This is a genomic window from Mesorhizobium sp. BR1-1-16 (genome assembly GCF_020165495.1).
Taxonomy (GTDB): domain Bacteria; phylum Pseudomonadota; class Alphaproteobacteria; order Rhizobiales; family Kaistiaceae; genus Kaistia.
Window position 1 is genome coordinate 1,173,252 of sequence record NZ_JAIUIE010000001.1, and the last position, 11,494, is coordinate 1,184,745.

Sequence of the window (11,494 nt, forward strand, 5' to 3'; positions counted from 1 at the left end):
GACTTGCGATGACGACCGTCGCCACGAAATCGTCCCCCGTTGACATGGCGGACATGCCGGTCCAGTTGCCGGGAGCGCCGGCCGGCGCGGCCGAAGCCCGGGCGCGTTTCTTCAATTCCGGCAATGCCTTCAACGTGAAGCTGCCGAAGGTCCCGGCAAGCTGCTTTCGTGCCGAGGCCGAAGCCGCCCTCGATGCAGGCGGGACTGGCCTTTATCCCTGTGACCAGTCGGCGGCGATCGGCACAGAATTCGCGGCCACGACGCCACTCATGTTGGCCCGCTATGCCGCAATCGCCCCGCGCGACACGCTCGTGGCCGATTTCGCGGCGACGGGCGCGATCTGGTACGTCATGCGCGGCTCCGGCTCGGCCGAGATCGGCCCGGAGCGGATCGACTTCGGCCCCGGTGACGTCTTTCTCGCCCCAGGCGGCGTTCCGTCCAAGCTGACGGCGACCGACGGCGGCGCCGTGCTCTGGGTGGTAACCAACGAGCCGCAGCTTGCCTTTGATGGATCGCGGCCCGCGCCGGGCAGTGACGCGCCCATCGACGTGGTGCACTACCCGGCAGCCGAGATCGCCGCCCAGCTTGGTAAGGTGGTCGAGGCCGCCCAGAACGCCACCACGTCGGGCATCGCGCTGATCTTCTCATCCGATCGGCAGGAGAAAGCGCGCAACATCATGCCGACGCTGACGCTCTCCCTCAACACGGTGCCGGCCGGCGAGCAGCAGCGTGCACACCGGCACAACTCGGCTGCCATCACGCTGATCCTTCGGGGCGAGGACTGCTATTCGATGGTTGGCGGGGAGAAATGCGCGTGGTCGCCCTTCGCGACGCTTGTGACCCCGGCGACAGAACCCCATTCGCATCACAATGACAGCGCCGAGCGGGCAATGTTCCTGATCGTCCAGGATGGCGGCCTGCATTACCACGCGCGAACCATGGGCTTCGCGTTCCTCGAGTGAGTGACACCCTATGACGACGCGTCTGATCATTGATACCGACACGGCTGGCGATGACTGCTTTTCGTTGCTGCTGGGCCTTCGCCATCCTGCCGCGCGTCTCGAGGCGGTGACGATCTGCAACGGCAATGTCGCCTTCGACCAGCAGGTCGAGAACGCGCTCCATACCATCGAGGCCGCCGGCCGGGGCGGGGAGGTGCCGGTCTATCTCGGCAGTGCCCGCCCGCTGATGGGGCGCTGGGAGGCGGCAAGCTTCCATGGCTCGAACGGCATGAGCGAAATGGTGTTCGCCCCGGCAAAGCAGCGGCCTGAAGCCAAGCACGCCATCGACGCGATCATCGACCTCGTGATGGCCAATCCCGGCGAGATCTCGATCGTCGCGCAGGCGCCGCTCACCAATATCGCGCTCGCCTTCCTCAAGGAGCCCCGTATCGCCAAGGCGCTGAAGCATCTGTGGATCATGGGTGGCACCGACAACGCTGTCGGCAATGTGACGCCTGCGGCGGAGTTCAATTTCTACGTCGATCCGGAAGCGGCGAAGATCGTGTTTGGCGCGGGTTTCAACATCACCTTGTCGACGTGGACGCTGACCTTGAATTCTGGCTCCATCGATGCCGAAGCGGTCGGGCGCATCGAAGCGCTCGGCACCCCGCTTTCGAAGTTCTTCATGGACGTGACCGAAACACCGCGCCGCGTTGCTTTCGCACGCTATGGCAGCACAATCTCGACGCATCCGGACTCGCTCACCTGCGCCATGGCGATCGATGAGAGCCTGATCCTCGAAAGCGCCGATGCCGTCGTCGATGTCGAAGTCGGCGGCGAGACGACACGTGGATGGTCGAGCGTGCATCCGCCACGCCTTGTCGAGCGCTGGGCGGACCGCGACGCCAACGCACGGGTCGTCAGGCGCGCCGACACCGCGGCCTTCACGGAAATGCTCCTCCAGGTGCTGAAATGATGAAGCGCCAGATGCATCTCGGCCTGTTCATTCTCGGCACTGGCAGCCATGTCGCAGGCTGGCGGTATCCCGGGGCCTTCGACAGTTTCCAGGATTTCGCGGCAATCCAGGAGATCGGCCGCAGCGCCGAGCGCGGCAAGTTCGACCTCATCTTCATGGGCGACAATCTCTATGCCGATCCGGCGGCCCACCCGTCCTATACGCTGCGGCTCGAGCCGATGACGATGTTGTCGGCGCTGGCCATGACGACGAGCCATATCGGCCTTGGCGCGACCGCATCGACCACCTATGGCGATCCATGGTCGACCGCGCGGGCGTTCGCCTCGCTGGACCATATTTCAAACGGGCGTGCCGCCTGGAACGCCGTCACCACCTCGAATGCGGCTTCGGGCGCCAATTTTGGCCGCGCCCATCCCGATCACAGCCTCCGCTACGAGATCGCCGAGGAATTCGTCTCGACGGTGAAGGGGTTGTGGGACTGCTGGGCTGACGACGCCATTGTGAAGGACCGCGAAACAGGCCTCTATATCGATCCGGCCAAGGTCCGGACGCTTGACCATGACGGGCCTTATTTCAAGGTGAAGGGTCCGCTCAATATCGGCCGCTCGCCGCAGGGACAGCCGGTCGTGCTGCAGGCGGGTGGCTCTGCCCCGGGCCAGAGACTGGCAGCGCGCACCGCCGATGTGGTCTTCTCCGTCGTTCAGGATTTCGACGAAGCCAAGGCGCAATACACATCGTTCAAGTCGCTGCTGCCGGGTTTCGGCCGTGGGGCGGATGCGGTGACGATGCTGCCGGGCGTCATGCCTGTGGTCGGCCGGACTGACCGCGAGGCTTTCGACAAGCTGAAGACGCTGCAGAGTTTCGTCTCGTCGACCAATGCGCTCGCGATGCTCTCCGATCGGCTCGGCACCGATATGAGCGCTTATGACCTCGATGGTCCCGTGCCGGATCTCGGCGAAAACGACGCCTATCATGCCTTCGCCAAGGTGATGCTTGCCAAGGCGCGGCGGGAAAACATGACGCTCCGCGATCTCTACAACCTGACGGCTGCGGCGCGCGGCCACTGGGTGCTGGCCGGTTCGGCCGAGACGGTGGCCGACACGCTGCAATACTGGTTCGAGAACAGCGCCGCCGACGGGTTCAACGTAATGCCGCCTTATTTCCCCGCCGGCCTCGACGACTTCGTCGATCTGGTGGTACCGATCCTGCAGGAACGAGGCCTCTTCCGCGCCGACTACGAAGGGACCACCCTGCGCGATCATTTGGGACTCGATCGCCCGGAGCGGCCGTGATGACCGATAAAGACCTGATGCTCTCAGGCAGCATGCTGCATATCGGCGGGGAATGGCGCGTCGCTTCCGGCACCGGCCGTATCGAAGTGGCGAGCCCGGCGAGCCGAGAAGTCTTCGGCGCCGTCCCGATCGGAGATGCAGCCGATGTCGCTGCGGCTGTGGCGGCAGCGGAAGCCGCCGGACCGCAATGGGCAGCGCTCGATGCGCTCGACCGCGGGCGGCACCTTCGCGCCATCGCCGAGATCGTGCGCCAGCGCATGGGCGAACTGGCGACGCTCGAATCCGCCATCACTGGCCGCGCGATCCGCGAGATGCGGGCGCAGATGAGCCGCATTCCCGAATGGCTCGACTATTTCGGAGGCATCGCAGCCGGGCTCGAGGCGGAATCAAACCGTCTGCGCGGCGGCTTCCTCGCCTATACGGCCTATGAACCGCACGGTGTTTGCGCGCTGCTGACCCCGTGGAACCATCCGATCCTGATCCTGGTCAAGAAGCTCGCCGCGGCTCTCGCAGCAGGTAACACCGTCGTTATCAAGCCGTCCGAACTCGCGCCTGCGACGCCGCTGATGTTCTCTGCCTGGTGCACCGAAGCGGGGTTGCCGGCCGGTGTCGTCAACGTCGTCACCGGCGACGGCTCCACCGGTGCGTTGGTCTGCGCCGCGCCCGAGGTCAGGCATATCGACCTGACCGGCGGCACGGCCACGGGCCGCAAGGTGGCTGCGGCGGCGGCGGAGCGGCTGGTTCCCTGCACGCTGGAACTCGGCGGCAAGACGCCGGTGGCGATCTTCGCGGACACCGATATCGAACAGGCGGCGGCCGGCGCCGCCTTTGCGGCCTTTGTCGCGGCGGGCCAGACCTGCGTCTCGGCGAGCCGTTTCATCGTCGAGGACAGCATTCACGATGCGTTCGTTGCGGCGTTTGCCAGGCGGGCGAGGGCGCTTCGCCTCGGCGACCCCGCCGATCCAGCGACGGATATGGGTCCCGTGATCTCGGCGGCCGCGCAGGCGCGCTGTCTCGGTCATATCGACGGCGCGGCGAAGGCCGGCGCACGGTGCGTCGCCGGTGGTGACGTGCCGGACTTACCGGAACCGTTTCATGGCGGCTTCTATGTCGAACCGACAATCTTCGACGGCGTCAAGCCAGACATGGCGCTGTTCCGCGAAGAGGTGTTCGGTCCGGTCGCCTCGGTCACGGCGTTTTCGGATGAAGCCGAGGCTCTGAGCCTTGCCAATGACTCGCCCTATGCGCTGGGGGCATCCGTCTGGACGCGCGACGTTGCGCGCGCACACCGCGTTGCAGGACGAATCCGCGCCGGCATGGTGTGGGTCAACGATCATCACAAGAATGATCCGCGCTCGATCTGGGGCGGCTTCGGCGACAGCGGCTATGGCCGGGAGAATGGGTGGGATGCGCTTAAAAGCTACCAGCGCAAGCGCAACGTGGTCGTGAGCACGGCTACCGGCTTTGACGATTGGTTTGCCGGCGGCAAGCGCTACGGATGAACGAGGCCGATATGAAGACGATCCGCATCCGCCTGCTCTGGCATCCGCAGCCGCAATTCGCCGGCTATCTCATCGCCGAACATGAGGGGCTCGGCCTCGATGCGGGCGTCGATATCCGCTGCGTCCCGCTCGATTTTGCCAAGGGGCCGATCGCAGCCGTGCTCGACGGCGACGTATCCTTCGCGGTGGCAAGCCCGGCACACATGATGGAGAGCGGCCGAGCCGATGAACTGGTCTTCCTGCTCACGATCCAGCAGGCTTCCTCGCTCGTCTATCCCGCCCGCCGCAGCCTCGGCATCGAACGGCCGCGCGATCTGGCCGGGCGGCGTCTCGGTGTCTGGCCCGGCCGCGAGGATCTCGAGCTCACATGGATGCTGTATCGCGCCGGCCTCGCGCCCGACGATTATGAGCGCGTAGCGGTCAATGACACCGTTTCGGCCATGCTGGATGGCAAGGTCGACTGCGCGCAGATGACGACCTATCACGAGATCCATCATCTCGAACACGCGGCCGGAACCCTCGACGATTTCATCATTTTCCGCGCCGCCGATTATGGAGCGTCGCTGCTGAAGGATGGGCTCGTGGCACGGCGCGATTTCGTGGAAGCCAATCCGGAGGCAACGCAGAGCGTCGTCAATGCCGTGCTCGCCGGCTGGACCAAGGCGTTCCATGATCTCGACGCCGCGATCTCGCTGACCGTTCGCCTCAGGCCGGACATGACGCGACTGGAGCAGGAAGGGCAGCTCGCCGAGATAAGAGCCCTGGCCCTTGCCGGAGCGACGCTTTCGGAAGGCCTCGGCTATCCAGACCCTCGCCATATGGAACAGGCACTCCGCGCCGTCGCTGAAATCGAGGGCCATGCCGCGCCAGCCGATCCGGATCTCGTCGATACGCGCTTCTGGGCAGCGGCCCCCGAAGCCGTGCGGAGCCGGGTATGGTGAAACGCGCCGACGTTATCGTGGTCGGCGCTGGCGTGGTGGGTGCCGCGATCGCCGCGCTGCTCGGCAGGCGCGGGCGCCGTGTGCTCGTGATCGAGCAAGGCGTGCCGGGCGGCGCGGTTTCCGGTGCAAGCCTTGCCTGCATCGGCACGCATATGATGGACGAGGAAGAACTGCCGCTGCTCGCCTGGTGTTGCAATGTCTGGGCCGAGCTCAATCGCCGCGCGCCGCGTTTCGAATATCAGCGCTGCGGACAGCTCCGCTTCCTGAAGCATGAGGGCGAGCGGCGTTCGGCCGAGGCCTGGATCGATATCGAGCGCGCTGCGGGGCTGCGGCCCGAAATGCTTGATCCAGAAGCGGTGCGGCGGATCGAGCCCGTGCTGACCGGCCCCATCGTGGCCGCGACATGGTCGCCGGATTCAGCCGTGGTGAACCCGTTTCTCGCCGTGCGGACGCTGATGGATGCCGCACGGGCCGGTGCAGGCGAAATCCTTTCGGGCGCGATGGCGACCGCGCTCGTGACGCGGGGCGGACGCATTGCAGGTGTCGAGACGTCAGTCGGGCGCTTCGAGGCCAGCATTGTCGTCATCGCGGGCGGTCCATGGACCCAGAATCTGGCTGCGACTGCCGATGTGGAACTTCCCATCGTGCCACGAAAGGCCCAGTGCCTCGCCACGGTCGGAACCGATCCCGTCATCCGTACGGTCGTCGGTGCCTGCAAGGCCGAGGGCGGGGTCGACGCCGGCTATACGCAGATCCAGCAGGCCGCAAGCGGTCAGGTCCTCTTCAACACCGTGCTCGAAGGCGGGGTGACGGCCATGGGCAGCCCCGATGTGTTGCCGGAAGTCGACCGGACCTTCGTGCACGATTCCGTCGCGACGCTGCTTTACCTCTTTCCCGGGCTCGCCCAGCTCGAACTGCTTCGCTCCTGGGTCCGCTACGAGGCGGTAACGCCGGATGATCGGTTCCTGACCGGTCCGGCCGGACCCGACGGGTTGTTCATCGCGGCCGGCGATGGCGGCACCGGCTTCGTGCGGTCCTTCGGCATGGCCCGGATCATCGCGGACCGCATCGACGGCAGACTGCCGCCCTTCCGGGATGACATCTATGAAGTCGGCCGCTTTGCCGCGAAGGCAGCGGCATGAACGAACGGATCACCCTTCTCGTCGATGGACGTCGCGTCGAGGCGGAGGCCGGGCGACCGCTCGGTGCAGTGCTGCATGGCGAGGGGAATCCGATCATCCGCCATACGGCCAGGCGGCACGAACCGCGCGGCCTCTTCTGCGGCATGGGCGTCTGCTTCGACTGCCTCGTCACCATCGATGGCCGGCCGGGCGTTCGCGCCTGCGTCACGCCGGTCAGCGACGGCATGCGCGTCGAGACGGGCCGATCATGACGCGGATCGAGACGGACGTCCTCGTCGTCGGTGGGGGCCCCGCCGGACTTTCGGCGGCGCTTGCCGCTGCGGGGGCAGGGGCCAAAGTCGATCTCGTCGACGCCGGCATGCAGCCGGGTGGACAATATTGGATGCAGGATCCGGTCGGGTCGCCAACAACCCGCCAGCAGGCGGAAGGTGCGGCGGCAGCGCGGGCTGCCATCGCAGCCAATGTCGCCGTTCACAGCGGCGCCGAGGTCTGGGGGGCGTTTCCAGAGCGCGAAATCCTCGCCAACGGCCCGAATGGTCCGCTCGCCTTCCACTATCGCGCGTTGATCGTTGCGAGCGGCGCGCATGATCGCGCCATGCCCTTTCCGGGCTGGACCCTGCCGGGCGTGATGACGCCTGGCGCCGGACAACGGCTTGCGAAGCTCGGCGGCGTCGCGCCGGGTCGCCGCATCGCGCTCGCTGGCAATGGTCCATTTCTGTACGCCGTTGCGTCGACGCTGCGGGCGATCAATGCGACCCCCGTGCTGCTGGTCGAGGCCGGAAAGGCGCGCTGTGGACCCGCTCGGCTCATTTCCCGCCATCCGGCACGCTGGGCCGAAACAATGAAACTCCTCGCCGCTGCCCGCGCGATCTTCGATCGCCGCCGCGGCTATGTCGTCTCGGAGGCGCTCGGCGGCGACCGCATCGAGGCCGTGCGGATCGCCCCCATCGGCCATGACGGTGCGATCGACGCCGCGCGCGCCGAAACGATCCCCGACATCGACGCCCTGCTGATCGGCTGGGGCTTCCGGCCGATGATCGAACTGACCGCGCTTTTGCGCTGTCGCCACGCCTATGATCGCGATCTGGGCGGCTGGTATTGCAGCGTGGCGCCCGAGACGGGCCGGACATCGGTTCCGGGCGTCTATGCCGCCGGCGAGGTGACGGGCATTGCGGGGGCCGTACCGGCGCAATTGTCAGGCGAACTGGCGGGCATCGCCGCGGCCGCGGATCTCGGCCTCGCCGTGACGGACAACGCCAACCGCCGAGCCCAACTTGCCCGCCGTCTGCATGACGCCCGCGCTTTCGGCGAGGCCATCGGCCGGCTTTATCCGGCGCCCGAGACACTGACCTCGCTGGTGCGCAACGACACCGTCGTCTGCCGCTGCGAGGAGGTTACGAAGGGCGACATCACCGCGGCTCTATCCGGGGGAACCAAGGGTGTCGCCGGCGCGAAGCTGTGGACGCGCGCGGGCATGGGTCGCTGCCAGGGTCGCATCTGCGGCTTTGCGGTCGCCGAAATCGCCGCTGCTGCAACGGCGACATCGCCCGAAGCCGCCGGCTTCAATCCCCCACGCATTCCGCTCCGCCCCGTACCGCTGGACGTCGTGCTCGCCGCAACGGGCGGGGATAAATGATGAGAAATCGTGTTTGCCTGCAGCTCAAATGGCTCCATCAGGCCCAGTTTGCGGGTTACTACGTTGCAGCAGACGCGGGCTTCTATGAGGCGGCCGGCTTGGATGTCGACATCCGCGTTGGAGGGCCGGGCGTGGATCCGGAGCGATCCGTTGCAAACGGCGATGCTGATTTTGCACAGGGAGGCGGGCTCGAGAGTGTACTGGCGGCCCGCGCCGAGGGTCTCGGGGTTGTTGCGGCAGCAACTGTCTTCCAGAAGACCGACGTCGTCTACATTGCCCGGGCCGGATCTGGCATTCGAGCGCTTTCCGACTTCGCCGGTCGCCGCGTCAGCACATGGTACACCGGCATCCATCTGATCCTCCGGGCTATGCTGAAAGAGGCCGGCGTCGATCCGGGCGCCATCCGGGAGGTCGTGCAGGCCGGCTCAATGCAACCGTTCCTCGATGGCGAGGTCGATGTCGCGGCCGCCACTTTCTACAACCAGTTGCCCAAGCTGCTGGCAGCAGGCATCGACGACCTCATCCTCTTCGATCCGGCCGACCACGGCGTCTCGATTCCGCGCGATCCGATCATCACGTCCGAACGGATGGCCGACGCCGAGCCTGATCTTGTTCGACGCTTCGTGTCGGCGAGCCTCCGCGGCTGGCGCCATGCGATCGACCATCAGGGCGAGGCCGTCTCAAGCGTGTTGCGACGCGATCCCTCGCTCGATCGGAACCTCCAGGAAATCATGATCGCCGAGATTGCCAAGCTGGCCCTCTGGGGCGACGGAACAGCCGTCGGGCTCGGATATCTGTCAGTCGCGACCGCGCGGGGCACGAATGAGTTCCTCGTCCGCAATGGTCAACTCTCCCCCGAGAGTGTCGCCGACGGCGCCGTCAGAACCGGCCTCTGGAGCGACATCCGCCAACACACGCTCCCACCGTCTTCATCCCCCTAGGGGATGGCCCATTTTCACCACCGGTCGCGACGACCGTTCGAAATCAAGAGGAGACCCCCATGGATCTGCGTCTGACCGGCAAGAAGGTGTTGATCACCGGCGCCTCGCAGGGGATCGGCGCCGGGCTTGCCAAGGCATTCGCCGAGGAGGGCTGCGAACTGGTCCTGACAGCGCGTAACGCCGAAAGGCTTGCCGCCATCAAGGCCGAGATCACCGACGAGATGCCGGAGAGAACCGTCACCTTGGTGCCGCTCGACCTGACAGAGACCGGGGCGGCCGAACGTCTTGTGGAAGTCGCCGGCGATGTCGACGTGCTCATCAACAATGCCGGGGTCATTCCGTCGGGCTCGCTGTTTGACATCGACGAGGCCAAATGGCGTGCCGGCTGGGAGCTGAAGGTCTTCGGCTACATCAATCTCTGCCGGCTCTATTATTCGCGCATGAAGGCCGCCGGTGGCGGCGTCATCATCAACAATATCGGCAATGGCGGCGAGGTGACCGACCCGCGCTACATCGCCGGCGCGGTCGGCAATGCCAGCCTGATGCACTTCACCCGTGCACTGGGCGGGTCGAGCCTCGACGACAAGATCCGCGTTGTCGGCGTCAATCCCGGGCCGGTGAATACGGACCGCATCTACAACATGCTGAAGAAACGCGCCAAGGACGTCTTCGGCGATGAAAACCGCTATGGCGAGCTCGAAACCACCTATCCGCTTGGGCGCCCCGCCCATGTGCACGAGGTCACCGATCTTGTCGTATTCCTGGCCTCTTATCGCGCCGGATACATCTCGGGCACGATCATGACCGTCGACGGTGGCATCGCCTCTCGCCGTTCCATCATCTGACAGCTCGACTGACATTGCGCCGCTGATCAGATAGATCATCCGAAGGGCTGCGACTGGCCCTGAGGAGAGGTTCGCGGCGCATGGCCGACCAGACGCTGGCCCGATATGTCAACGAGCGGGGCGTCCTGACGCTTCTGCGCGTCCACGGACCGTCAAGCCGCGCCGACATGGCGCGGCAGCTATCTCTGACTCCGGCAACTGTCACCCGCCTCGTGACCGAGATGATCGAGCGCGGCCTTGTGCGCGAAGAGCCGCGCGGCGCGGCGCGGGAGGGGCGGGAACCTGGCCGGCCGGCGGTGGGCGTCGCCCTGGCCCCCGACGGCGCCTATTTCCTCGGCGTCGAGATTGGCGTTGGCGTCCTCCGCTTTGCGCTGCTCGATCTCGCCGCCAAGGTGACGCTGACATCCGAACGGATCATTCCGCGAACGACGCCGCCCGAGGCCATCGCCGTCATGATCGGCGAGGAACTCGCGGCCCGCGCGGCGGATCCGCGCTTCCGCGGCCGAATTCGTTCGGTCGGTGTCACGGTGCCCGGCCTCGTGACGCTCGACGGCTATGTCGTTCATCTGCCGATCCTTGGCTGGAAGGAACTCAATCTGAAGGCGCTGCTCGCCGCAGCGGTTCCGCTCCCCGCGATCGTCGAGAACAACGCCACCGCCGCGGCTTTCGGCGCCGTCTACACCCAGCCGGAACTGCCGAGCGACTGCACGATCTTCCTAAAGCTCGGCACCGGCCTTGGCGGTGCGGCCATCATCAACGGCCGTCTGCTCCGCGGCGGCTCAGGGACAGCCGGCGAGTTCGGGCATGTGCGGATCGCCGATGAGGGGCCGCGCTGCTCTTGCGGCCAAGTTGGCTGCCTCGAAACCTTCGTCAATCTTGCAGCGCTCGCCAGTCTCTGGTCTGGCCGCGACCACTCCGGCGAGAGCGAGGCGACCATGCTGCCGGCCACGGTCGCCGCGGCTGCGGAGGCCGGTAATCCCGGCGCCGTCATCGCCATCGACCATCTCGCCGAACGGCTCGGCCGCGGCGTGGTCAGCCTCGTCAATATCTTCAATCCAACCATGATCGTCCTGGGCGGGGTGATGCGGCCCGTGATCGAGCGGATGATCCCCGTGTTCGAGGCCGTCGTGGCTGCCGGGATCGTGCCGGGCATGCGCATGCCCGATATTCGCCTTTCGGCGCTCGGCCTGCATGAATGTGCCATCGGCGCCGCGACGATTGCCCATCACCGCGCTTTCGATCTCTCCAATTTCGATCTGGCGGTCCGGGACACCTGAG

At 66.1% G+C, this 11,494-nt stretch carries 11 protein-coding genes; all 11 read left to right on the plus strand.

The genetic code is table 11. The features are described from left to right. Positions 1 to 8: 8 nt before the first annotated feature. Positions 9 to 962 carry a cupin domain-containing protein gene (locus LB518_RS05550; RefSeq protein WP_224574001.1) on the plus strand — a complete coding sequence of 318 codons (954 nt, stop codon included), beginning with the start codon at positions 9 to 11 and terminating at the stop codon, positions 960 to 962. A 10-nt stretch (positions 963 to 972) separates the two neighbouring features. After that, positions 973 to 1,917, plus strand: coding sequence for a nucleoside hydrolase (locus LB518_RS05555; RefSeq protein WP_224574004.1), 945 nt, complete (start codon positions 973 to 975; stop codon positions 1,915 to 1,917). Then, positions 1,917 to 3,209, plus strand: a complete 1,293-nt coding sequence (locus tag LB518_RS05560) for an LLM class flavin-dependent oxidoreductase (RefSeq protein WP_224574006.1) — start codon at positions 1,917 to 1,919, stop codon at positions 3,207 to 3,209. Before LB518_RS05555 ends, LB518_RS05560 begins: the two co-directional genes overlap by 1 nt. Continuing rightward, positions 3,209 to 4,711, plus strand: coding sequence for an aldehyde dehydrogenase family protein (locus LB518_RS05565; RefSeq protein WP_224574008.1), 1,503 nt, complete (start codon positions 3,209 to 3,211; stop codon positions 4,709 to 4,711). Before LB518_RS05560 ends, LB518_RS05565 begins: the two co-directional genes overlap by 1 nt. Before the next feature lie 11 nt (positions 4,712 to 4,722). Then, positions 4,723 to 5,652 (plus strand): ABC transporter substrate-binding protein, encoded by a 930-nt coding sequence (locus LB518_RS05570; protein ID WP_224574017.1) that lies wholly within the window; start codon positions 4,723 to 4,725, stop codon positions 5,650 to 5,652. Further along, entirely contained in the window at positions 5,646 to 6,794 is a 1,149-nt protein-coding gene (locus LB518_RS05575; protein ID WP_224574020.1) for an NAD(P)/FAD-dependent oxidoreductase, read from the plus strand. The genes LB518_RS05570 and LB518_RS05575 overlap by 7 nt, the downstream gene beginning before the upstream one ends. Further along, positions 6,791 to 7,045, plus strand: a complete 255-nt coding sequence (locus LB518_RS05580; protein WP_224574023.1) for a (2Fe-2S)-binding protein — start codon at positions 6,791 to 6,793, stop codon at positions 7,043 to 7,045. The genes LB518_RS05575 and LB518_RS05580 overlap by 4 nt, the downstream gene beginning before the upstream one ends. Beyond that, positions 7,042 to 8,430, plus strand: a complete 1,389-nt coding sequence (locus LB518_RS05585; RefSeq protein ID WP_224574025.1) for an FAD/NAD(P)-dependent oxidoreductase — start codon at positions 7,042 to 7,044, stop codon at positions 8,428 to 8,430. The genes LB518_RS05580 and LB518_RS05585 overlap by 4 nt, the downstream gene beginning before the upstream one ends. Next, complete coding sequence (locus LB518_RS05590) at positions 8,430 to 9,371, plus strand: ABC transporter substrate-binding protein (protein ID WP_224574028.1); 942 nt, start codon at positions 8,430 to 8,432, stop codon at positions 9,369 to 9,371. Before LB518_RS05585 ends, LB518_RS05590 begins: the two co-directional genes overlap by 1 nt. 59 nt (positions 9,372 to 9,430) lie before the next feature. Beyond that, positions 9,431 to 10,216, plus strand: a complete 786-nt coding sequence (locus LB518_RS05595; RefSeq protein WP_224574031.1) for an SDR family oxidoreductase — start codon at positions 9,431 to 9,433, stop codon at positions 10,214 to 10,216. An 80-nt stretch (positions 10,217 to 10,296) separates the two neighbouring features. Beyond that, a complete protein-coding gene (locus LB518_RS05600; RefSeq protein ID WP_224574035.1) occupies positions 10,297 to 11,493 on the plus strand; it encodes an ROK family transcriptional regulator in 1,197 nt (398 codons plus the stop codon). Position 11,494 lies beyond the last annotated feature (1 nt).